Annotated in this window: 20 protein-coding genes; 15 read left to right on the forward strand and 5 right to left on the reverse strand. The window is 67.7% G+C overall.

Translation table 11 applies throughout. The features are described from left to right. Positions 1–66: 66 nt before the first annotated feature. On the forward strand, positions 67–909 hold the full coding sequence (gene trmI / locus A5695_RS02805) for a tRNA (adenine(58)-N(1))-methyltransferase TrmI (protein ID WP_068077809.1): 843 nt from the start codon (positions 67–69) through the stop codon (positions 907–909). Between the two features lie 129 nt (positions 910–1038). Here the strand turns inward: trmI and A5695_RS02810 are convergent, their stop codons facing one another. Both A5695_RS02810 and A5695_RS02815 read right to left on the reverse strand, forming a co-directional pair. Beyond that, positions 1039–1332 carry a DUF503 domain-containing protein gene (locus tag A5695_RS02810; RefSeq protein WP_068077813.1) on the reverse strand — a complete coding sequence of 98 codons (294 nt, stop codon included), beginning with the start codon at positions 1330–1332 and terminating at the stop codon, positions 1039–1041. 8 nt (positions 1333–1340) lie between these two features. Further along, a complete protein-coding gene (locus A5695_RS02815) occupies positions 1341–1937 on the reverse strand; it encodes a hypothetical protein (RefSeq protein WP_068077816.1) in 597 nt (198 codons plus the stop codon). Positions 1938–2247: 310 nt separating this feature from the next. Here A5695_RS02815 and arc point away from each other — a divergent pair, with 310 nt between their 5' ends. Then, positions 2248–4077 carry a proteasome ATPase gene (gene arc, locus A5695_RS02820; protein ID WP_068078129.1) on the forward strand — a complete coding sequence of 610 codons (1830 nt, stop codon included), beginning with the start codon at positions 2248–2250 and terminating at the stop codon, positions 4075–4077. Positions 4078–4150: 73 nt separating this feature from the next. Here arc and A5695_RS02825 read toward each other — a convergent pair whose 3' ends face one another. Further along, positions 4151–4795: a hypothetical protein gene (locus A5695_RS02825; RefSeq protein ID WP_068077821.1), complete on the reverse strand. Its 645-nt coding sequence runs from the start codon at positions 4793–4795 to the stop codon at positions 4151–4153. Positions 4796–4804: 9 nt separating this feature from the next. After that, positions 4805–5989: a hypothetical protein gene (locus tag A5695_RS02830; protein ID WP_068077826.1), complete on the reverse strand. Its 1185-nt coding sequence runs from the start codon at positions 5987–5989 to the stop codon at positions 4805–4807. Positions 5990–6077: 88 nt separating this feature from the next. Between A5695_RS02830 and dop the strand changes: the two genes are divergently transcribed. The 11 genes from dop to A5695_RS02885 all read left to right on the forward strand — a co-directional run bounded on the left by dop (position 6078) and on the right by A5695_RS02885 (position 18224). Beyond that, complete coding sequence (gene dop, locus A5695_RS02835; protein ID WP_068077829.1) at positions 6078–7586, forward strand: pup deamidase/depupylase; 1509 nt, start codon at positions 6078–6080, stop codon at positions 7584–7586. 115 nt (positions 7587–7701) lie between these two features. Continuing rightward, positions 7702–7896 carry a ubiquitin-like protein Pup gene (locus A5695_RS02840; RefSeq protein WP_068077832.1) on the forward strand — a complete coding sequence of 65 codons (195 nt, stop codon included), beginning with the start codon at positions 7702–7704 and terminating at the stop codon, positions 7894–7896. Beyond that, positions 7893–8771: a proteasome subunit beta gene (gene prcB / locus A5695_RS02845; RefSeq protein WP_068077835.1), complete on the forward strand. Its 879-nt coding sequence runs from the start codon at positions 7893–7895 to the stop codon at positions 8769–8771. Before A5695_RS02840 ends, prcB begins: the two co-directional genes overlap by 4 nt. Further along, positions 8768–9541 carry a proteasome subunit alpha gene (prcA, locus tag A5695_RS02850; RefSeq protein WP_068077838.1) on the forward strand — a complete coding sequence of 258 codons (774 nt, stop codon included), beginning with the start codon at positions 8768–8770 and terminating at the stop codon, positions 9539–9541. The genes prcB and prcA overlap by 4 nt, the downstream gene beginning before the upstream one ends. 201 nt (positions 9542–9742) lie before the next feature. Then, entirely contained in the window at positions 9743–11101 is a 1359-nt protein-coding gene (gene pafA, locus A5695_RS02855) for a Pup--protein ligase (RefSeq protein ID WP_139272919.1), read from the forward strand. A 176-nt stretch (positions 11102–11277) separates the two neighbouring features. Beyond that, on the forward strand, positions 11278–12282 hold the full coding sequence (locus tag A5695_RS02860; RefSeq protein WP_068077847.1) for a YafY family protein: 1005 nt from the start codon (positions 11278–11280) through the stop codon (positions 12280–12282). Further along, positions 12279–13250, forward strand: a complete 972-nt coding sequence (locus A5695_RS02865; protein ID WP_068077851.1) for a YafY family protein — start codon at positions 12279–12281, stop codon at positions 13248–13250. The genes A5695_RS02860 and A5695_RS02865 overlap by 4 nt, the downstream gene beginning before the upstream one ends. A 72-nt stretch (positions 13251–13322) precedes the next feature. Continuing rightward, positions 13323–13598 carry a Sec-independent protein translocase subunit TatA gene (tatA, locus tag A5695_RS02870; protein ID WP_068077856.1) on the forward strand — a complete coding sequence of 92 codons (276 nt, stop codon included), beginning with the start codon at positions 13323–13325 and terminating at the stop codon, positions 13596–13598. 45 nt (positions 13599–13643) lie between these two features. Continuing rightward, positions 13644–14612, forward strand: coding sequence for a twin-arginine translocase subunit TatC (gene tatC, locus A5695_RS02875; protein WP_156749431.1), 969 nt, complete (start codon positions 13644–13646; stop codon positions 14610–14612). After that, positions 14602–17403, forward strand: coding sequence for an RNA helicase (locus A5695_RS02880; protein WP_068078136.1), 2802 nt, complete (start codon positions 14602–14604; stop codon positions 17401–17403). The genes tatC and A5695_RS02880 overlap by 11 nt, the downstream gene beginning before the upstream one ends. An 80-nt stretch (positions 17404–17483) precedes the next feature. Beyond that, on the forward strand, positions 17484–18224 hold the full coding sequence (locus tag A5695_RS02885) for a DUF4333 domain-containing protein (RefSeq protein ID WP_068077859.1): 741 nt from the start codon (positions 17484–17486) through the stop codon (positions 18222–18224). Between the two features lie 7 nt (positions 18225–18231). Here A5695_RS02885 and A5695_RS02890 read toward each other — a convergent pair whose 3' ends face one another. After that, positions 18232–19242 carry a 5'-3' exonuclease gene (locus A5695_RS02890; RefSeq protein WP_082945811.1) on the reverse strand — a complete coding sequence of 337 codons (1011 nt, stop codon included), beginning with the start codon at positions 19240–19242 and terminating at the stop codon, positions 18232–18234. 101 nt (positions 19243–19343) lie between these two features. Here A5695_RS02890 and A5695_RS02895 point away from each other — a divergent pair, with 101 nt between their 5' ends. Together A5695_RS02895 and A5695_RS29375 are read left to right on the forward strand one after the other, a co-directional pair. Further along, the gene (locus tag A5695_RS02895; protein ID WP_068077863.1) at positions 19344–20471 is read left to right on the forward strand and encodes a Xaa-Pro peptidase family protein; all 1128 of its coding nucleotides are present in this window, start codon (positions 19344–19346) and stop codon (positions 20469–20471) included. A 184-nt stretch (positions 20472–20655) separates the two neighbouring features. Continuing rightward, the gene (locus A5695_RS29375) at positions 20656–23619 is read left to right on the forward strand and encodes an ADP-ribosyltransferase (RefSeq protein WP_082945812.1); all 2964 of its coding nucleotides are present in this window, start codon (positions 20656–20658) and stop codon (positions 23617–23619) included. The last annotated feature ends 15 nt before the right edge of the window (positions 23620–23634 follow it).

Below are 23634 nucleotides of genomic sequence, written 5' to 3' on the forward strand. Positions count from 1 at the left end.
GCGTAGATCCGGGCGCCGACAACCCCGAGCACCGCCCGCGGCGAGTCGGCTGGCACGCTAGACGGCGTGTCTGCAACCGGCCCGTTCACCGTCGGGGAACGCGTCCAACTCACCGACGCCAAAGGCCGGCACTACACGATGGCGCTCACGCCCGGCGCGGAGTTCCACACCCATCGCGGCTCGATCGCCCATGACGCGTTGATCGGGCTGCAGCAGGGCACTGTCGTCAAGTCCAGCAACGGCGCGCCCTTCTTGGTGCTGCGGCCGCTGCTGGTCGACTACATCATGTCGATGCCGCGGGGGCCGCAGGTCATCTATCCCAAGGACGCCGCGCAGATCGTGCACGAGGGCGACATCTTCCCGGGCGCGCGCGTGCTCGAGGCCGGGGCCGGGTCGGGGGCGCTCACCTGCTCGCTGCTGCGCGCGGTCGGGCCCGAAGGGCGGGTGGTCTCCTACGAGCAGCGCGCCGACCATGCCGAGCACGCTCGCCGCAACGTCTCGGTGTTCTATGAACGGCTGCCGGATAACTGGGAGCTGATCGTCAGCGATGTCGCCGACTCCGATTGGCCCGACGCCTCGTTTGATCGGGCCGTGCTCGACATGCTCGCGCCGTGGGAGGTCCTCGACGCGGTCGCCCGACTGCTGATCCCCGGCGGCGTTCTGATGGTCTACGTCGCCACGGTGACCCAACTCTCGCGGGTCGTCGAGGCCCTGCGGGCCCAGCAGTGCTGGACTGAGCCCCGCTCGTGGGAGACGCTGCAACGCGGCTGGAACGTTGTCGGCCTGGCCGTTAGGCCGCAGCACTCCATGCGCGGGCACACCGCGTTCCTGGTCTTCACGCGGCGGCTCGCGCCCGGCGTCATCGCTCCTGCGCCGTTGGGGCGCAAACGCGAGGGCCGCGACGGCTAGTGGCGATCGCAAGCGCGACGAAGCCGGGCGCTGCGGGTCGCCACCGTGGGATTAGTGGCGATCGCGAGCGCGGCGTGGCCGGGCGCTGCGGGTCGCCACCGTGGGATTAGTGGCGATCGCGAGCGCGCCTCAATCGTCGCTACGCTGCAGGCCCCGTCGCACCGACAGCAGCTCGAACTCGGGGTGCGCGGCCACCAGTCGTTCGGCCGCATCCAGGACGTCGACCGCATGGCTGCGATCTCCGGACGCCATGGCTACGCCGATGCCGGCGCGTCGATACAGCTCGTGCGAACCGGTCTCGGCAGCCGACACACTGAACTTGCGTTGCAGCTCGGCGACGACGGGGCGGATCACCGACCGCTTCTGTTTGAGGGAGCGGACATCGCCGAGCAGGACGTCGAACTCGAGCCAGCCGATCCACATGCCGCGGGTCAACCGGGCGGAGTCGGAGTCGGGCCGGGCGCGGGAGCGGGGGCGGGTTGCGGTGCCGGGGTGGGCTCGGGCGCCGGTGTCGCCGCGGGAGGCTTACCCAGTGCCAAAAGCATCTCGGCGGTTCGCCGGGACAGCTGCCAACCGCCTTGGAAGGGCGTGAATTCCATCGGGAAGTGGAAGCTGGCGTTGGCCCGCTGGGCGGTCGTGACGTCGATGTTCGCCACCACGTTGGCGGGGGTCTTGTCCGACCAAGCGATGTCGTGCGCGACGAACGTCATGGGCAGGTAGCCGTTGTCGCGCAACGCATTGGTGAATTTGTCCAAGGTGTCCGCGCTCTCCGGGGCGGCGCCTTCGACCAAACTCACCTTGTTGATACCGGGTACGTTCGGGTCGGCGAGCCGGGTCAAGATGTCGGTAAGGGCTTCAGGCGTCGGCAGCGGGGTAGTCGGAGGGACGACAACCGTGCTCGACGTGGCCGGGGCCGCCGCGGGCATGGAGGAGGCGATGCGCGGTTGCTGATGCGACGAACACCCCGATATCCCAACCGCCGCCAAGACGGTGGCGGCGCTCACGGCTGCGGACAGGTGCCGGCGCATCCAGTCGATCAGGACGGCGTGTGGGTTGGGACGCTTCCCGAAGCGGCCGCCCGCCGCGCGGTCGAGCCAACGGGTGCAACTGAACTCACACCCGCGGTCGCCACGCCGACGTCGGCCGTGCCCAGAAAGCCTGTGGCGAGGCTTTTTGCGGTCACGGCGGCCCTTTCGATCAGCGAGATTAGTGGCCGAGAATACCAGCGAGACGAAAATCTTAACTTTTCGTGGGTATTTGACTCCGCGCATCATTGGTCAATCGCCGGTAGCGTTGAAGTATCCACCGCGCCAATTCGGTGTGGGAAAGGAGCGCAACATGGGTGGCTCAGAGCGTTCTGAATCATTCGGTACCCCCCGCGAGTCAGGCATGTCCAGCAACGATGCTGCCGAATTGGAAGAACTACGCCGCGAGGCGGCGTTGCTGCGCGAGCAACTCGAGCATGCAGCTGGGGCGCAAGGCGGCGCCCGCTCTGCGCGCGATGTGCATCAGCTCGAAGCCCGGATCGACTCGCTTGCGGCCCGCAACTCGAAGTTGATGGAGACGCTCAAAGAGGCGCGCCAGCAACTACTCGCGTTGCGTGAGGAAGTGGACCGGCTCGGGCAGCCGCCAAGTGGATACGGCGTGTTGCTGGGCTCCCACGAGGACGACACCGTCGACGTGTTCACCTCCGGCCGCAAGATGCGCTTGACGTGCTCGCCCAACATCGACGTCGGGTCGCTACGGAAGGGCCAGACGGTGCGCCTCAATGAGGCGCTGACGGTCGTCGAAGCCGGCACCTATGAATCGGTCGGCGAGATCTCGACGTTGCGCGAGCTGTTGGCCGACGGACACCGGGCGTTGGTCGTCGGTCATGCCGACGAAGAACGCATCGTGTGGCTCGCCGAGCCGCTGGTGGCCGAGGACCTGCCGGATGGGCATCCCGACGCGCTCAACGACGACACCAGACCGCGCAAGCTGCGGCCGGGCGACTCGTTGCTGGTGGACACCAAGGCCGGTTACGCGTTCGAGCGCATTCCCAAGGCCGAGGTCGAAGACCTGGTGTTGGAAGAGGTGCCGGACGTCAGCTACTCCGACATCGGTGGTCTGACGCGCCAGATCGAGCAGATCCGCGACGCCGTGGAGCTGCCGTTCCTGCACAAGGAGCTGTACCGCGAGTACGCGCTGCGCCCGCCGAAGGGTGTGCTGCTGTACGGCCCGCCCGGCTGCGGGAAGACGCTCATCGCCAAGGCGGTGGCAAATTCTTTGGCCAAGAAAATGGCCGAGGTCCGGGGTGACGACGCCCGCGAGGCGAAGTCGTACTTCCTCAATATCAAGGGTCCCGAGCTGCTGAACAAGTTCGTTGGTGAGACCGAGCGTCACATCCGGCTGATCTTCCAGCGGGCACGGGAGAAGGCGTCCGAAGGAACGCCGGTCATCGTGTTCTTCGACGAGATGGACTCGATCTTCCGCACCCGTGGCACCGGCGTCTCGTCGGACGTCGAGACCACCGTCGTCCCGCAGTTGCTGAGCGAGATCGACGGCGTCGAGGGCCTCGAGAACGTCATCGTGATCGGCGCCTCCAACCGTGAGGACATGATCGACCCCGCGATCCTGCGGCCCGGCCGTCTGGACGTGAAGATCAAGATCGAACGCCCGGATGCCGAAGCGGCGCAAGACATCTTCTCGAAGTACCTGGTCGAGACGCTGCCGGTGCACGCCGACGACCTCGCCGAGTTCGGGGGCGACCGGTCGGCCTGCATCCATGCGATGATCGAGAAGGTGGTCGAGCGGATGTACGCCGAGATCGACGACAACCGGTTCCTGGAGGTCACCTACGCCAACGGTGACAAGGAAGTCATGTACTTCAAGGACTTCAACTCCGGCGCGATGATCCAGAACGTCGTCGACCGGGCGAAGAAGAACGCGATCAAGTCGGTGCTGGAGACCGGGCAGCCGGGTCTGCGCATCCAGCACCTGCTCGACTCGATCGTCGACGAGTTCGCCGAGAACGAGGACCTGCCCAACACCACCAACCCCGATGACTGGGCGCGGATTTCGGGCAAGAAGGGCGAGCGGATCGTCTACATCCGCACCCTGGTCACCGGCAAGAGCTCGAGCGCATCGCGGGCCATCGACACCGAATCCAACCTGGGTCAGTACCTGTAGGCCTCTGAGCCGCGCCGCGCTTCAGGGGCCACGCACACGTCGTGGTTTGAGCGCGGCGCGGTGCCGCTCAGGGTCAGTCGGTCACCAGCGAATAGCTGTTGGTCAGGTTGTCCTGCAACACCTGGGCCGCCCGGGTCCGCGTATCGATGCGCAACTCGTCGGTGAGGACGCGTGGCTGATAGGTCCAACCCGCCGGGAGGTCGAGCCGCTCGGCGAGGCCCGGCAGATCCGCTTGCGACAGGTTGGGGTCGGCGACCTGGCTCAAGGTCTGCATCACCCAGTGCTGCCCGTGAGGGTCGATCAGCTCATAAACCTGTTGGCCGGCGTTGAACACGAAGACCGTATGGCGATTGACCTTATTGGGGATAAAGGGCGCGGGGTTCATCGACGAGAGCAGCACCGTGGCCTGCTGAATCATCTCGATCCCACCGAAGGTCTTCGTGATCTGGGGACCCTGGGCTTCCTTTTCGATGTCGTTCATCAGCCAGTACCGCGGACCGTTGAGCAGGGCTGCCGCCACGCCGTTTTCGGCTGCGATGGTGTGCGGGTCGAGCGCGGACCACAGTTCGGCGGGGCAGTCGTTGAGCGGGAAGCTGTTGTAGACCGTTGCCTGCGGCCCGGCCTCCCCAGCGGTTACCAGAAGCACTTCGCCGTAGCGTTTCCCAGCTAGGTCGAGCGCGTGTTTGCCGACGGCGCGGTCGGACTCAGGGGCGGACACACGGTGAAGTTAGTCACTACCGTCGGTGCCGTCAACAGCACGCGCCGTCGGCGCGACGGTGCCACGGTAGCGGTTGCGAGCCGCCAGGGCCGTGTGCAGGTCGTCGATCAGCGGATCGAGGAACATGCCTCGGTACTCGGCGTCGTCGACCGCTCGGGCGCTGATGTACATGAACGTCAGCGCGCCCAGGAATAGGCACATGTGGATCAACGAATCCGGCGCCGGGAACGTGAACCCGAACACCGTGGAGGTGGTGGCGGTGTTGTGCGCCCATTCCTTGAGCAGCGGTGGCGTCAAGATGATCAGGCCGAGGATCAGGTACATCGTCGCGCCGACGGCGGCCACCACCAGGATCTCGATGAGTTGTGAGGTCGCCAGCAGGAACACCACGTTGAGGCGTTCCGCTCGTTTCAGCGGGGCGCCGGCAGCGGGATCATGCATCCCCGCGAAGGGGGTGCCGACAAGGTTCTCGCTGCCTTGGGGCAGCGATGCCGTCGACTTCAACAGCGGCCGGACCCGTTCCACGGTCTTGGACACGACGAATGTTCCAGCGATGCCGAGGAGGAAAATGATTGCGAGCGAGAGCCTTTCACCGTTGATGTTCGCCGCCATCAACCAGACGTAGGTGTTGAAGAACACCAACGCGGTCAGCAGCACGATCGGCAAGGCGCGGACCGCCAGCGTGCCGACCGTGGACAGGTGCTCCATCGTCATGCGCACCGCCCAGGCGACCACCGACCCGACGCCGGTGCCCGTCAGCACCAGCACCAGGACCAGGATGACGGCGTCCCGGGTCAACTGGACGGGGCCGGATTCGATCACACCGCACGTGACCGCGACGGTCAGTGCCGCGGTCGCGACGATCGCGCGGCTGCGCCCGCTCGACGTCCGCGACACCAGCCAGCCGGCCAGCGCGGCCAGTGGGAGAGCGACCGCGAGCAGCGTCAGAATCACCCACTGATGGGCCGTCGGGGTTCCGCTGATGAAGACGTCGTTGCCGTCGCTGACGAAATAGACGCCCAGCAGGCAGACCTCCACCCCCGCCCAGGCCGCCAGCGCGGGCGCGCACCGCGGCCACAACCGTCGCCACCGGCCCCGCCGGGTCAGCACCGACGGTAACCCGCGCTCTAAGAACCACTGTTCAGCCGCGGCTGCCTGCCTGCGGTCCGGCGCGCGACGCCGAGTTGCGTTCACATCCGGTCACCCTAGTGGCGCGGGAACCTCGTGCTGGCGGATTTCCCCCTGCGCGAGGGCAGCTGGTCGCCCGGCCTACGCTGAACGCATGCAACGGATTATCGGGACGGAGGTCGAGTACGGCATCTCGTCGCCGTCGGACCCGACCGCCAACCCGATCCTCACCTCGACCCAGGCGGTGCTGGCCTACGCGGCGGCCGCCGGCATTCAGCGCGCCAAGCGCACCCGCTGGGACTACGAGGTGGAGTCGCCGCTGCGGGACGCCCGCGGCTTCGACCTGAGCCGCTCGGCCGGGCCGCCACCCATCGTCGACGCCGACGAGGTCGGTGCGGCCAACATGATCCTGACCAACGGCGCTCGGCTCTACGTCGACCACGCCCACCCTGAGTACTCGGCCCCCGAGTGCACCGACCCGCTGGACGCGGTGATCTGGGACAAAGCCGGCGAACGCGTGATGGAGGCTGCCGCCCGGCACGTCGCCAGCGTGCCCGGGGCCGCCAAGTTGCAGCTCTACAAGAACAACGTCGACGGCAAGGGTGCCTCCTACGGCTCGCACGAGAACTACCTGATGTCGCGGCAGACGCCGTTTTCGTCGATCATCGCGGGACTGACCCCTTTCCTGGTGTCCCGTCAGGTGGTGACCGGCTCCGGCCGGGTCGGCATCGGGCCCTCGGGTGACGAGCCCGGCTTCCAGCTGTCCCAGCGCTCCGACTACATCGAGGTCGAGGTCGGACTCGAGACCACCCTCAAGCGCGGCATCATCAACACGCGCGACGAACCGCACGCCGACGCCGACCGGTACCGCAGGCTGCACGTCATCATTGGCGACGCCAACCTCGCCGAGACGTCGACCTACCTGAAGCTGGGAACGACGGCGCTGGTCCTGGACCTGATCGAAGTCGGCCCGGAGCACGGCATCGACCTGAGCGACCTGGTCCTGGCCCGGCCGGTGCACGCGGTCCATGCGATCAGCCGCGATCCCTCGCTGCGGGTCGCCGTGGCGCTGGCCGACGGACGTGAATTGACCGGCCTTGCGTTGCAACGGATTTACCTGGACCGGGTGGCGAAGCTCGTCGACAGCCGTGACCCCGATCCCCGCGCGGCCGACATCGTGGAAACCTGGGCTCACGTGCTCGATCAACTCGAGCGGGACCCGATGGAATGCGCCGAGGTGCTCGACTGGCCCGCCAAGCTGCGTTTGCTCGAGGGTTTCCGCCAACGGGAGAACCTGAGCTGGTCGGCGCCGCGGCTGCACCTGGTCGACCTGCAGTATTCCGATGTCCGGCTGGACAAGGGCCTGTACAACCGGCTCGTCGCCCGCGGCTCGATGAAGCGGTTGGTCAGCGAGCACCAGGTGCTCGAGGCGGTGGACAACCCGCCGACCGACACGCGCGCGTACTTCCGCGGTGAGTGCCTGCGCAGGTTCGGCGCCGACATCGCCGCGGCCAGCTGGGACTCGGTGATTTTCGACCTCGGCGGCGATTCGTTGGTGCGCATTCCGACGCTGGAGCCGCTGCGGGGCAGCAAGGCGCACGTCGGGGCGCTGCTGGACTCGGTGGATAGCGCCGCCGAACTGGTTGAACAACTCACCAGCTGAGCCGGTTAAACCGGGGAACGTCGGGGTTGACCGGTAGGGTAGATATACCAGCGAGCAGTGTGGCTTAAAGGCAAGCAAGCCGCTGAACAAGTTCAGATGAAGCAGGAGGCCGGCGATGGCTCAAGAGCAGACCAAGCGTGGCGGTGGTGGTGGCGACGACGACGATCTCGCCGACAGCACGGCCGCGGGCCAAGAGCGCCGCGAGAAGCTAGCCGGGGACACCGACGATCTGCTCGACGAGATCGACGACGTTCTCGAGGAGAACGCCGAAGACTTCGTCCGGGCATACGTCCAAAAGGGCGGACAGTGACCTGGCCTTTCTCCGATCGCCTGTCCACTAACTCCGCACTCCCGGGAAATCCCGCTATCGACCTGTCGTCGTTTGCCGACTTCCTGCGCCGGCAAGCGCCGGAGCTGCTGCCGGCGAGCCTCGGTGGCGGCGCCCGCTCCGATGGGGTGGGCTCGCAGCTGCCGCACGGCACCACAATCGTCGCCCTGAAATATCCGGGCGGCGTCGTCATCGCCGGGGACCGCCGCTCCACCCAGGGCAACATGATCGCCGGGCGCGACGTGAAAAAGGTCTACGTCACCGACGACTACACCGCGACGGGCATCGCGGGCACCGCGGCCATCGCCGTCGAGTTCGCCCGCCTCTACGCCGTGGAACTCGAGCACTACGAGAAGCTCGAGGGGGTGCCGCTGACGTTTGCCGGCAAGGTGAACCGGCTGGCGATCATGGTGCGCGGAAACCTGGCCGCCGCGATGCAGGGGCTGGTGGCTCTGCCGTTGCTGGCGGGCTACGACATCCACTCGCCGGACCCCGAGGGCGCCGGCCGGATCGTCTCGTTCGACGCCGCCGGCGGCTGGAATCTAGAGGAAGAGGGCTATCAGTCGGTGGGGTCGGGCTCGATCTTCGCCAAGTCCTCCATCAAGAAGTTGTACTCGCGTGTCGTCGACGCCGATTCCGCGGTGCGGGTGGCCGTCGAGGCGCTCTACGACGCGGCCGATGACGACTCCGCGACCGGCGGGCCCGACTTGGTCCGCGGCATCTACCCGACGGCGGTCACCATTGGCGCCGAGGGGGCGGCCGAGGTGCCCGAGAGCCGGATCGCCGAGCTGGCTCGCGAGGTGATCGAAAGCCGCTCACGCGCAGACACTTTCGGCCCCGATGGCGGTGAGAAGTGAGCTTCCCGTATTTCATATCGCCCGAGCAGGCGATGCGCGAGCGCAGCGAGCTCGCACGCAAGGGCATCGCGCGCGGCAAGAGCGTGGTCGCGTTGGTCTACGCCGGTGGTGTGCTGTTCGTGGCGGAGAACCCGTCGCGGTCCCTGCAGAAGATCAGTGAGCTCTACGACCGTGTGGGGTTTGCGGCCGCGGGCAAGTTCAACGAGTTCGACAACCTGCGCCGCGGCGGAATCCAGTTCGCCGACACCCGGGGCTATGCCTATGACCGCCGCGATGTCACGGGACGTCAGCTGGCCAACGTCTACGCGCAGACCCTGGGCACCATCTTCACCGAGCAGGCCAAGCCGTATGAGGTCGAGTTGTGCGTTGCCGAGGTCGCGCATTACGGGGAGACGAAACCGCCCGAGCTGTATCGGATCACCTACGACGGGTCGATCGCCGATGAGCCGCATTTCGTGGTGATGGGCGGCACCACCGAGCCGATCGCCAACGCGCTCAAGGAGTCCTACGCCGAGAACGCCGACCTGCGCGACGCGACCAAGATCGCCGTCAAGGCGCTGCGGGCCGGCAGCGCCGACGGTTCCGGCGGTGATCAGCCGTCCCCGGACGTGGGCAGCCTGGAGGTCGCCATCCTGGACGTCAACCGGCCCCGACGGGCGTTCCGGCGCATCAACCGGGCGACGTTGGAAGGTCTGCTGCAAGAGGGCGATTCGAACCAGCCTGGAACCAACGGCGAAGCGCCGGAATCCAACGGCGACTCCGCGGGCTGACTCGGGCCGCGTCACCCGCGGCTGGTGTGCGCTTGGGCCGAAACCGGCGGTTCTGCGCGCTGGTGCCACGGTGCCGTCGACGTCCCGCGACGGTCACCTCGGGTGGTTCGCCGCGTGCGTTGGGGGGCCTCACGAAACTCGTCCGGGCCGTAGGCGCGGCTTCCGCACCGTCCCGGTCGGACAACCAGTACCCTCGATTAGGTGCAGCGACGAATTATGGGCATCGAGACCGAGTTCGGTGTCACCTGCACCTTCCACGGTCATCGCCGCCTGTCCCCGGACGAGGTCGCCCGGTATCTGTTCCGGCGAGTCGTGTCGTGGGGGCGCAGCTCCAACGTTTTTCTTCGCAACGGTGCGCGCCTCTACCTCGACGTGGGCAGCCACCCCGAGTACGCGACGGCCGAGTGCGACAGCCTGGTGCAGCTGGTCACTCATGACCGGGCCGGCGAATGGGTGCTGGAAGACCTGCTGATCGATGCCGAACAGCGCCTGGCCGACGAGGGCATCGGCGGCGACATCTACCTGTTCAAGAACAACACCGACTCGGCGGGCAACTCCTACGGCTGCCACGAGAACTACCTGATCGTGCGTGCCGGTGAGTTCTCCAGGATCTCCGACGTGCTGCTGCCGTTCCTGGTCACGCGCCAGCTGATCTGTGGGGCCGGCAAGGTGCTGCAGACCCCCAAGGCGGCGACGTTCTGCCTGTCGCAACGCGCCGAGCACATCTGGGAGGGCGTCTCCTCGGCCACCACCCGCAGCCGGCCGATCATCAACACCCGCGATGAGCCGCACGCCGACGCCGAAAAGTACCGGCGGCTGCACGTGATCGTCGGTGACTCCAACATGTGCGAGACCACCACCATGCTCAAGGTCGGCACCGCCGCGCTGGTGCTGGAGATGATCGAGGCCGGCGTCCCCTTCCGTGACTTCTCGCTGGACAACCCGATCCGCGCCATCCGCGAGGTCAGCCACGACGTCACCGGCCGGCGGCCCGTGCGGCTGGCCGGCGGGCGGCAGGCCAGCGCCCTGGACATCCAGCGCGAGTACTACACCCGCGCCGTCGAACACCTGCAGACCCGCGAGCCCAACGCCCAGATCGAGCAGGTCGTCGACCTGTGGGGGCGCCAGCTCGACGCCGTCGAGAGCCAGGACTTCGCCAAGGTGGACACGGAAATCGACTGGGTGATCAAGCGCAAGCTGTTCCAGCGCTACCAGGACCGCTACAACATGGAGCTGTCCGACCCCAAGATCGCCCAGCTCGACCTGGCCTACCACGACATCAAGCGTGGGCGCGGCGTGTTCGACCTGCTGCAGCGCAAGGGGCTGGCGGCCCGCGTCACCACCGACGAGGAGATCGCGGAGGCCGTCGACCACCCGCCACAGACCACCCGGGCGCGGCTGCGCGGCGAATTCATCAGTGCCGCCCAGGCCGCGGGCCGCGACTTCACCGTCGACTGGGTACACCTCAAGCTCAACGACCAGGCCCAGCGGACCGTGTTGTGCAAGGACCCCTTCCGGGCTGTCGACGAGCGGGTCAAGCGGCTGATCGCCAGCATGTAGTCCGGTCAAATCAGTCCTTCAGCTCGGCCGCTCGATCCGCAACCTGATATCGCGGGCGCTATCAAATTCCGGCGCCGGTCGTGCCTCGGAACTCGTGACTTGTGTGCCGATTGTGAAAACTGCGACTCACCAGCCGGTGCAGGCGCGCGGAGCGTACCGGTTATAACCTGGTGCGAATGGCGACCTCGAAAGTCGAGCGGTTGGTCAATCTCGTCATCGCCCTGCTGTCCACCCGCGGCTACATCAGCGCGGAGAAGATCAGGTCCAGCGTGGCCGGTTACGCGGACAGCCCGAGCGCCGAGGCCTTCTCGCGGATGTTCGAGCGGGACAAGAACGAGCTGCGCGACTTGGGCATCCCGCTCGAGGTCGGCCGGGCGTCGGCGATGGAGCCCACCGAGGGGTACCGGATCAACCGGGACGCCTACGCGCTGCCGGCGGTCGAGCTGACTCCCGACGAGGCGGCCGCGGTGGCCGTCGCGACCCAACTATGGGAGTCGCCCGAATTAATCACCGCCACCCAGGGCGCGCTGCTCAAGCTGCGCGCCGCAGGCGTGGACGTCGACCCCGTGGAGATAGGGGCGCCGGTGGCCATCGCCTCACCGGCCGGGGTCCCCGGGCTGCGCGGTTCGGAAGACGTACTCGGAATCCTGCTGTCGGCCATCGATTCCCGGCAGGCGGTGCAGTTCCCGCACCGGCCGTCGCGTGCCGAGCCGTACAGCGTGCGCACCGTTGAGCCGTGGGGCGTCGTGACCCAGAAGGGCCGCTGGTACCTGGTGGGGCACGACCGCGACCGCGAGGCCACCCGCACCTTCCGGCTGTCGCGGATCGGCGCCGAGGTCCGGCCGATCGGGGCGCCCGGGGCGGTGGTGGTGCCCGCGGATGTGGACTTGCGCCAGATCGTGGCCCGGACCATCGCCGAGACCCCGACCGGTGGGCAGGCGAGGGTCTGGGTCGCCGACGGGCGGGCCACCGCGCTGCGGCGCGCCGGGAGGTCGACCGGCGTGCGTGAACTGGGTGACCGCGACGGGGAGGTGATCGAATTGGACATCGGGTCCAGCGATCGGTTGGCGAGGGACATCGCCGGTTACGGCGCCGACGCCGTCGTACTCGAACCGCAGCAGCTGCGCGAGGACGTCCTGGCGCGGCTGCGCTCCCACCTGGACGACAGGGGGCTCTCGTGACCGCGATATCCACGCGCCTGATCCGGCTGCTCAACATGGTGCCGTACTTTCAGGCCAACCCGCGGGTCACCCGGGCCAAGGCGGCCGCCGACCTCGGGGTGTCCGCCAAGCAGCTGGAAGAGGACCTCAACCAGCTCTGGATGTGCGGGCTGCCCGGCTACTACCCGGGCGATTTGATCGACTTCCAGTTCGCCGGTGACACCATCGAGGTCACCTTCTCCGCGGGCATCGACCGGCCGCTCAAGCTCACCTCGCCGGAGGCGACCGGCCTGCTCGTGGCCCTGCGCGCGCTCGCCGATATTCCCGGCGTCGTCGACCCGGAGGCGGCGCGCAGCGCGATCGCCAAGATCGAGGCCGCGGCCGGCGCTGTCGGGCAGGACACCGCCGGGTCGGCGGCAGCGGTCGACGAGCAGGCGCCCGCGGAAAGCCCCGCCGCGGCCGCGGTGCGCACGGCGGTGCAGTCCAAACACGCGCTGGCCATCGACTATTACTCCGCGTCGCACGACACCCTGACCAGCCGGATCGTCGACCCCATCCGCGTGCTGCTGATCGGCGGTCACAGCTACCTGGAGGCCTGGTCGCGGGAGGCCGAAGGGGTGCGGTTGTTCCGCTTCGACCGGATCGTCGACGCCACCGAGTTGGACGAACCCGCGGCGCCCCCAGAGCTGGCGCTGCAGGCGCCACCGGACACATCCCTGTTCGACGGCGACCCGTCGCTGCCGTCGGCCAAGCTGCGGATCGCGCCGTCGGCGTCGTGGATGTTCGAGTACTACCCGATGCGCGAGATGCGCGAGCTGCCGGACGGGTCCTGCGAGGCGGTGATGACCTATGCCTCCGAGGACTGGATGACCCGCCTGGTGCTGGGCTTCGGGGCGGCGGTGCGGGTGCTTGAACCGGAGTCCCTGGCGGTACGTGTCCGGGATGCGGCGGCGGCGGCCCTCGAGACCTACCGGGCGCTCATCGCCTGAGGCCACGGCGCGGTCGGTCCGGTGTATCGCCGCGCTGCGGTAGCATCGGGTAGACGTCTGGAGGTAATCAAAGTGGGCAGTCTTAGTCCGTGGCACTGGGCGATCCTCGCTGTGGTGGTGATTCTGCTCTTCGGTGCCAAGAAGCTCCCCGATGCAGCACGTTCGTTGGGCAAGTCGATGCGTATCTTCAAGTCTGAGCTGCGCGAAATGCAGACGGAGAACAAAGCGGAGTCATCAGCCCTGGGGTCCAACAGCGCCCCCGCCGCGGCGAACCCCACTCCCGTGCAGTCGCAGCGTGTCGACGCTCCGGCGGCCGAGCAGGGGCACTCCGAAGCTCGCCCGGCGTAGCCCGCCGTCATCGTCGCGGGGCCCGAGCGCTACTGAACGAGCGTCGTGAAAGTTTTCAATGTTTCAGCGCGCACTGCCGGCGTGCTGAAGCGCCTCAATCCGCGTAACAGGCGCAGCCAAACCAATCCCGACGCGACGATGTCGCTCGTCGATCACCTGACCGAGCTGCGCACCCGGTTGTTGCTCTCCCTGGCCGCCATCCTGCTCACCACGATCTTCGGGTTCTTCTGGTATTCGCACTCGATCTTCGGACTGGAAAGCCTCGGCGAGTGGCTGCGCCACCCGTACTGCTCCCTGCCCCAATCGGCCCGCGCCAGCATCAGCGCCGACGGCCAATGCCGGCTGCTGGCCACGGCGCCGTTCGACCAGTTCATGCTGCGGCTCAAGGTCGGGCTGACCGCCGGGGTCGTGCTGGCCTGCCCGGTGTGGTTCTACGAACTCTGGGCGTTCATCACGCCGGGGCTGTACCAAAAGGAGCGTCGCTTCGCGGTCGGATTCGTGATCCCCGCGGCGGTGCTGTTCGTCACGGGCGCGATCCTGGCCTACTTCGTGCTGTCCAAGGCGCTGGGCTTCTTGCTGACGGTCGGCAGCGACGTGCAGGTGACCGCGTTGTCGGGGGACCGGTACTTCGGGTTTCTGATCAACCTGTTGGTGGTGTTCGGCGTCAGCTTCGAATTTCCGTTGCTCATCGTCATGCTCAACATGACGGGCGTGCTGACCTACGAGCGGCTCAAGTCCTGGCGGCGCGGCCTGATCTTCGGGATGTTCGTGTTCGCCGCGGTTTTCACCCCCGGGTCCGACCCGTTCTCGATGACCGCGTTGGGCGTGGCGTTGTCGGTGCTCCTCGAGTTCGCCATCCAGATCGCCCACCTGCACGACAGGCGGAAGGCCAAGCGCGAAGCGCAGACCGCGATCCCGGACGACGAGGCCTCGGTCATCGAGGCGCCCGCACCGATACACGAGCCCGCGCGTGAGCCGTCGTTCACCGCCGGCCAGCATGACGATGTCACCTAAACCGTCGGTGCCGCAGGACGCGACGGAGCTCGTCGAGCTGACCCGGTTCACCGCCGAACTGCCCTTCGCGCTCGACGGTTTCCAGCAGCGCGCCTGCGCGGCGCTGGAACGAGGCCACGGAGTGCTGGTCTGCGCGCCGACCGGCGCCGGCAAGACGGTGGTGGGCGAATTCGCTGTGCACCTGGCGCTCGCCGCCGGCGGCAAGTGCTTTTACACAACGCCGCTCAAGGCGCTGAGCAACCAGAAGCACACCGATCTGACGGCGCGCTACGGCCGCGACCGGATCGGCCTGCTGACCGGTGACATGTCGGTGAACGCCGACGCCCCCGTGGTGGTGATGACTACCGAGGTGCTGCGCAACATGCTGTACGCCGGTTCGCCTGCGCTGCAAGGGCTTTCCTTTGTCGTGATGGATGAGGTGCATTTCCTGGCCGACCGGATGCGCGGCCCGGTGTGGGAGGAGGTGATCCTGCACCTGCCCGACGAGGTGCGGGTGGTCAGCCTGTCGGCCACCGTGAGCAACGCCGAGGAATTCGGCGGCTGGATCCAGACGGTGCGGGGCGACACCACCGTGGTGGTCGACGAGCACCGGCCGGTCCCGTTGTGGCAGCACGTCCTGGTGGGCAAGCGGCTCTTCGACCTGTTCGACTACCGCAGCTCGGAAGCCGGCGGACAGCCGGTCGCCGGCCAGGAGTCGCGCGTCAGCCCGGACCTGGTGCGCCACATCGCGCATCGCCGGGAGGCGGACCGGATGTCGGACTGGCAGCCGCGCAGAGCGCGGGGCGGCCGCGGCGCCTCCGGTCGTCCGCGGTTCTACCGGCCGCCCGGACGGGCGGATGTGATCGCGACGCTGGACTCCGAGGGGCTGCTGCCGGCGATCACGTTCGTGTTCTCCCGCGCCGGCTGCGACGCCGCCGTGCAGCAGTGCCTGCGCTCGCCGCTCCGGTTGACCACCGAGGAGGAGCGGGCGCAGATCGCCGAGGTGATCGAACACCGCTGCGGCGATCTGGCCGACACCGACCTGGCGGTGCTTGGGTATTACGAGTGGCGGGAGGGGCTGATGCGCGGCCTGGCCGCCCACCACGCCGGGATGTTGCCGGTGTTCCGGCACACCGTCGAGGAGCTGTTCACCGCAGGTCTGGTCAAGGCCGTGTTCGCGACCGAGACCCTGGCGCTGGGCATCAACATGCCCGCCCGCACGGTGGTGCTCGAGCGGCTGGTCAAGTTCAACGGCGAGCAACACATGCCGCTGACGCCGGGGGAGTACACGCAGCTGACGGGCCGCGCCGGGCGGCGCGGCATCGACGTCGAGGGCCACGCGGTGGTGCTGTGGAATCCCACCGACGAGAACACCGAACCGGCCGCCGTCGCGGGCCTGGCCTCCACCCGCACCTTCCCGCTGCGCAGCTCGTTCGCCCCGTCGTACAACATGACGATCAACCTGGTGCAGCAGATGGGTCCCGAGCAGGCGCACCGGTTGCTGGAGCATTCGTTCGCCCAATATCAGGCCGACCGCTCCGTCGTCGGCCTGGTCCGCGGGATCGAGCGCGGCACCGCGATGCTCGCCGAGATCGCCGCCGAGCTGGGCGGCCCGCAGGCGCCCATCCTCGACTACGCGCGGCTGCGCGCCCGCATTTCGGAAATGGAGCGTGCGCAGTCCCGCGCGTCGCGGCTGCAACGCCGCCAGGCGGCCAGCGACGCGCTGGCCGCCCTGCGCCGCGGCGACATCATCAACATCACCCACGGCCGGCGCGGTGGGCTGGCAGTCGTGCTGGAATCGGCCCGCGACGGCGACGACCCGCGCCCGCTGGTGCTCACCGAAAACCGATGGGCGGGGCGCATTTCCACGGCCGACTACTCGGGCGCGTCGGCTCCGGTCGGATCGATGCCGTTGCCCAAGCGCGTCGAGCACCGTCAGCCGCGGGTCCGGCGTGACCTGGCATCCGCGCTGCGGTCGGCGGCGGCCGGGTTGGCCATTCCGGCCAGGCGCCGCGGCGGCCGTGGGGACCACGACGGTTATCAGGACCCCGAGCTGGCGTCATTGCGGGAGGAGCTGCGTCGGCACCCGTCGCACAACAGCGCCGGGCTGGAGGCGAAAGTCCGGCAGGCCGAGCGCTACCTGCGCATCGAACGCGACAACGCGCAACTGGAGAAAAAGGTTGCCGCCGCGACCAATTCGCTGGCGCGCACGTTCGACCGAATAGTCGGCCTGCTCACCGAGCGTGGCTTCATCCGGGGCCCGGACACGGATCCCCGGGTCACCGACGACGGCCGCCTGCTGGCCCGCATCTACAGCGAGAGCGACCTGCTGGTCGCGGAGTGCCTGCGCACCGGCGCGTGGGCCGATCTGAAGCCGCCCGAGTTGGCGGCGGTGGTCTCGGCGGTCCTGTACGAAAGCCGGGGTGGAGAAAGCCCGCGCGCGGCGTTCGCCGCCGAGGCGCCCACCCAGCACGTCCGACAGGCGCTACAGCAAACGTCGCGGCTGTCGGATGCGTTGCGCGCCGACGAGCAGAGCCACCGCCTCGCACCGAGCCGCGAACCCGACGACGGCTTCGTCAACGTCATCTATCGCTGGGCCAAGAGCGGAGACCTGGCCGCCGCCCTGGCCGCCGTCGATCCGGCCGGCGCCGGCTCGCCGCTGCTGGCGGGGGATTTCGTACGCTGGTGCCGCCAGGTACTGGATCTGTTGGACCAGGTCCGCAACGCCGCACCGGATGCTGAGTTGCGGGCCACGGCCAAGCGCGCCATCAATGATGTTCGGCGCGGCGTCGTGGCTGTTGACGCCGGGTAGGCTGTGCCGAAGCTACCGTAGATCCATCAATCACAACGCCGAGAGTGCGTGCCAAGACACTAAGGGGCTGAGGAGAGACGATGAGCGGACCGCAGGGACCGGAGCAGCAGTGGCAACCGCCCGGCCAAGGTAGCGATCAGTCCTCCGAACCGACCCAGGTCGGTTCGCCGTGGCAGCAGCAGCCGGGACAGGAGGCGACGTGGCAAGCCCCGGCCTACACGCCGTCCGCCGAATATCCCCAGTATCAGCAGCCGGCCGAGCAGGCCTATCCGCAGCAATACCCGCAACAGCCCGGCTATGGGCAGCCTGGGCAGTATGGTCAGCCGGGCCAGTACGGTCAGCCGGGGCAGTACTCGCAGCCCGCCCAGTACGGCCAGCCCGGGCAGTACGGTCAGCCGGGCCAGTATGGCCAGCCGGGTCAGTACGGCCAGCCGGGCCAGTACCCGCAGCAGTACCCGCCCTACGAGCAGCAGCCGGCCAAGAAGCGGTCGGTCGCCCTGATCGCCGGCGTGGGCGGGGTGATCGCCTTTCTGCTCATCGCCGTCGTGCTGGTGCTCGGCTTCTGGCAGCCCGGGTTCTTCGTCACCACCAAGCTGGACGTCAATAAGGCGCAGGCCGGTGTGCAACAGGTCCTGTCCGACGAGACCAACGGCTACGGCGCCAAGAACGTCCAAAACGTCAAGTGCAACCACGGTCAGAACCCGACCGTCAAGAAGGGCGCCACGTTCGACTGCGACGTCAGCATCGACGGCGCCCCGAAGCACGTGACGGTGACCTTCCAGGACAGCAAAGGCACCTACGAGGTAGGCCGCCCGCAGTAGTAGTCGGTCACTGCGGCAGCGCGTCGAGCGCCTTCTGCAACCGCCCTATCGACGACCCCACGCCCAGTTCGGTCGCCAGCTTCGCGGTGCGGTGCGGGTCGTCGGCCGCCAGCGGCAGCGCGTCGGTCGGGGTCGACAGCCTGACCGGTGCGTCGGTGGCCACCCGCACGACTTGTTCCGCGGCGTCGATGTAGTCCGTCGCGCCCAGCAGTTTCGAGCGCAGACCCTTGGCCATCTTCGATTTCGGGTCGTGGGCGGCCGCCAGGATCTGCTCGAGCGACCCGTGCTGGGCCAGCAGGGTGGCAGCCGTCTTCTCGCCGACACCCGGGACGCCCGGCAGGCCATCAGACGGATCGCCGCGCATCAGCGCGAACTCGGCGTAGGCCGCGCCCGCCCGGTGTTTGGGCACGCCGTAGTGCTCGGCGACCTCCGCCGGCCCGAAGAGCGTGGCTTTGGTCAGCCCGCGGCCCAAGTAGAGCACTCGGACCGGCACCGGATCGTCGGCCACCACCTGCAGCAGGTCGCGGTCTCCGCTGACCACCACCACAGGGTCACGGCGTTCGCGCGCGGCCAGCGTGCCCAGCACGTCGTCGGCCTCGAAACCCTCGGCGCCCGCCGTCGGGATCCCGAAGGCGTCCAGCAGCTCCATGATCATGTCGATCTGCGGCGTCAGGTCGTCGGGCACCTCTTCGATGTCCGGCTCGCCCTCGGGTTCCGGTTCCGCGACGCGATGCGCCTTATAGGACGGCACGAGGTCCACCCGGAACTGGGGCCGCCAATCCAGGTCCAGGCAGACCACCAGCCTGCTGGGACGCTGCTGGCTGATCACGACGGCCATCGAGTCGATGAACCCCCGGACGGCGTTGACCGGCCGGCCGTCGGGGGAGGTGATCGACGACGGCACCCCGAAATACGACCGGAACCACATACTGGCCCCGTCGAGCAGCAATAGCGGCGATCGCGAGCGCGGCGAAGCCGCGCGTAGCGGGTCGCCGCCGGTACCTGGGGCCGCGGGCATGCCGGTATCGTCTCACGGCGCCGAACGTCGACGTGTTGTCGACGCAGCGCGGGAATTGCCGCACCGACTCGACGCTCGGCGCAGCGGTTAGCCTGGCTGCCATGGAATCTCATCGGTTCGACAGCGGGGTGTATGCCCGGCGGCTGGCGGAGGCCGCCGCCGCGACCGCCGGCGCGGGATTGGCCGGGCTGGTCATCACCCCCGGGTACGACCTGCGCTACCTCGTCGGGTCGCGCGCCCAGACGCTCGAGCGGTTCACCGCCCTGGTGCTGCCGGCGTCCGGCGACCCGACGGTGGTGGTGCCGCGGCTGGAGCTGCCCTCCCTCAAGGGGTCGGCGATTGCGGAACTGGGACTGGCGGTGCGGGATTGGGTCGACGGTGACGACCCCTACCAATTGGTGGGCGCCGCGTTGCGCGGTGCTGAGTCCGCGACCGCCGTCACCGACTCCATGCCGGCCCTGCACCTGCTGCCGCTGGCGGATGTCCTCGGCATACTGCCGATCCTGGCGACCGACGTGATGCGGGAGCTGCGGATGGTCAAGGAGGAATGCGAGATCGACGCGCTGCGCAAGGCCGGCGCGGCCATCGATCGCGTGCACGCCCGGGTGCCGGAGTTTCTGGTCCCCGGCCGGACCGAGGCCGACGTGGCCGCCGATATCGCGGAAGCGATTGTGGCTGAAGGGCATTCGGAGGTGGCATTCATCATCGTCGGCTCCGGGCCGCACAGCGCCGACCCGCACCACGGCTATTCGGACCGGGAACTGCAGGTGGGTGACATCGTCGTCGTCGACATCGGCGGCGCCTACGAGCCCGGGTACCATTCCGACTCGACGCGCACCTACAGCATTGGCGATCCCAAAACCGAAGTAGCGCAACAGTATTCTGTGCTGCAACGGGCGCAACGGGCGGCAGTGGATGCGGTGCGGCCGGGCGTGACGGCCGAACAGGTCGACGCCGCCGCGCGCGATGTGCTGGCCGACGCCGGCCTAGCGGACGTGTTCGTGCACCGCACCGGCCACGGCATCGGGCTATCCGTGCACGAGGAACCCTACATCGTCGCGGGCAACGGCCTGCCGCTCGCCGCTGGCATGGCCTTCTCGATCGAGCCGGGCATCTACTTTCCGGGCCGCTGGGGTGCCCGCATCGAGGACATCGTCGTCGTAACCGAAGACGGGGCAATGTCCGTCAACAACCGGCCCCACGAGCTCATCGTGGTGCCCGTGTCGTAGCAGCCGAGGCCCCACCGGCGCGTACGTTGGGGCTTGATGTCACTTCTGGATTTGACTCTCCTTCCGAACGCTGGCCGCGGGCTGTTGATGAATGAGTTGTGGCTGCGACGTGGCGGCGGCTAGCTTGGCAAAGCCATCATTGGGTGAATAGCGGCTGCGCGCGGTCTCGACAAGAATTTTGCGCGTGGCTCCGTTGGTGGTTGATCCCGAGGCGTTGTACGCCGCGGGCAGCGCGGTGCAGGCCGCCGGCGAGGGGCTGGCCGCAAATCTGACGATATTGACGGCCGGCTTTTCCGCCCACACCGGTGTTGACCGAGCCGGCGAGATGTTCGGCTTGGCGTATCAAGAGAAGGCCGAGTCGGTGTTGAGGGCGGCAGCGGCCGCCGTCAACGCGTGCCGCAAGAGCGCGGCCATCATCCAGCAAGGCGCATCGAACTACTCCAACGTCGATGCGGCTTCGACGCTGGGCGGCAGAAGCGGAGCTTTGAAGCCACCGTCCCCGCCGGCCGACCTCGCCGCACCGGGGCCGCCTGGCACGTGGGGGCCCGGCCAGCCACCCCCACCGCTGTGGTCGCTCGTGCAATCGTTTGTCCTCGAGACATGGCCCGATGGTGATGTGGCGAGTCTGCGTGCGGCCGCGTCTCGTTGGCGTGCCTTCGGTGCGGCAGCCAACGGCGTGAGAGGAACTCTCAACGCATCGAAGACGCTCTTCGACGGCCAACACATTCCCGAAGGCGAGAAGATCGACAAAGCTTTGACTGAGATCGGCTCCTCCGCAGCGATTATCGGCGAGCTGTGCGGCACGCTGGCTCGCACCATCGACACGTTCGCGAGCAAGGTCGACCACGCCCAAACCGCGATCCGCGACCTGTTGCGCCGGATCGAGTCTTTGGGCGACCTCGGTCACGACGTCATGCTCATCGTCGACGGTGACGCGTGGGATGAGATCAAACAGATCGTCAAGGACATCAACGCCGTACTGCAGCATCTTGGGCAGGAAGCCAGGGCTTGCGAGGAGGCAATCAAGTTCCTCATGCAAGCGGCCGATCGTGAGGTCGTCACATGCGAGAAGTACGCACGCCGCGGGCTCGTCCAGTTCCTCGGAGACGACGTCGGTAACGCCGTCGCGACCGTAGCCGACACCTGGATCAATGCTTATGAGGGCGTTCTCAAAGGGGCTGTCGGCATGGGGCTGGGCCTCGTCGACCTGAGCCCGCACTGGATCGCCGCCGACCCCGAGGGTGCGGCTGCCACCTGGACGGGCGTGGTGAAGAACGCTTGGAAAGAAAGTCTGATCAATGCTGCGGTCAATCCCAAAGAATTTTCCGAAGCGAGGCTGCAGGAGCTGAAAGGCCTTGTGCACGCCAAGGATTGGAGCACGGCCCGGCCGGGATTGGGCGCCGGTGAAGTCGCATTCGACGGTGCCACGCTGGTCGCCCCGGGCCTCGGTGAGGCAGGTGCGGCGGCCGATGGTGCGCGAGCAGCTGCGCGTGGCACAGAGGAAGAGGCGGAGGCCGCGGGTCGGGCTGCTGGGCGTGCCGGTGAGGGAGGCCCAGCGGGAGCGCGTGGCGCGCTGACCGACATCACCAAGGCCGGCGGCGACGTGACCAAGAACCTCGAACGTGCCACCGGGGATCTGCCGGAAATCAAAGCTCCTGGTGCTCCCGTGGGTTTGCCGCCCGGCAAGCCGCTCGAGGCGCCTGTCGAGGTGACACCACACCCGCCCGACGCCGCGCCGGGTGCTCCGCATGACGGGCCGACTGCTCCGGGGCCAACGCCGCCGGAGGCTTCGTCGCCTGGAGCAGGCGGTGGACCACATGAGCCAGTGCCGACGCCCGCGGCCGACGGTGGTCCGCACGATGCAGTCTCAGAGCGTTCGACGGCTCCGAGGGCTCCAACGGATAGCGGTGGATCTCATGACCCGCGACTCGCGGTGCCCGCGGAGGCTCCGGCTGCTTCAGCTCCGCATGAACGTGGGGTTGCGCCCGAAGAGCCATCACAACCACCTCTTCCGATGAGCGGTCCGCGTGATCCAGTGTCAGCCCAGGCAGAGACCCCGGAGGGTTCGGTCTCGCATCAGCCCGTCTCGGCGCCGGTAGAGGCCCCCCATCAGCCAGCGTCTGGGAGCGGTCCGCATGAGCCAGCATCCATGCCGCCAGCCGCTCCACATGCGCCCTCGCTGTCGCCGATAGACCATCCGCCTGGGCCTGCTTCGGCGCCGTCAGCGGGTCCACATGGGCCAACACCTGAATTTAGTCCGCGCGACTTGTCCCGGCTACCGACAGAAGAACCGGTTTCTGCTCCTCCCGTAACCGGCACACCTGTGGCTCCTGGCGCTGCGTTGGGTGACAGAACGCCGTCGACGCTTCCCCTACTGGTTGAACATGCTCCGCCGCGTGGGCCGGAACCGATCGGCCGCCCTCCGGCTGAACCTGTGCCCATCGTCGCGAACTCACCGCAAGCTGCGTTCGCCGTTAAGTCCACTCCGCGGGCGCCTGCGTTAGCAGGTCGTGAGATCGACTTGCCAGAATCAGCATCCGGTCCAACAGGGCCGCGGGAAAGTGGTCCTACTGGCGGTCGGTCAAGCCCCCCGCTCGATGCCAACGCTCAAACGACTGGCAAAGGTGGTCCGCCGGACGACGGTCATTCCATGCCGGGCGGCGACGCCGATCCTGGAAACCCCAGTGGCCATTTGGGCCCACATGATCTTGGGGCACTCGCCGACTACACTGGGCCGGGCTACCAAGACCTGAATAGCGCGTTAAGGAGCCGTTTAATGGACGCGTCGCAACAGGCTCGCGTGCAGGCACTAAAGAACGCATTAGCTAAGCTGCCTCCTTATCAGGGCCCAGTAATTCGAGGGACAAACTTGCCGCCGGAGGTGCTTGCTCGGTATCGGCCGGGCGAAGTTATTACAGAAGACGCGTTCCTGAGTACTTCAATGGATTTAGGGGTGGCACGGTCGCCAACGTTCGCAGGGAATGTCGAGTTCCGAATTCTTTCCAAGACTGGACGAGACATCTCGTCATTTTCGATGTTCCCGGGTGAACGGGAAGTTCTGTTTTCCGCGGGAACCAAATTTTTCATAGTCAGTAAGGTGATTGATGCCCTGACTGGCCGAACGGTCATTCGAATGGTTGAACGCTAGATCCGGGACGTGTCT

It is taken from the genome of Mycobacterium sp. E1747 (assembly GCF_001667775.1).
Classification (GTDB): domain Bacteria; phylum Actinomycetota; class Actinomycetes; order Mycobacteriales; family Mycobacteriaceae; genus Mycobacterium.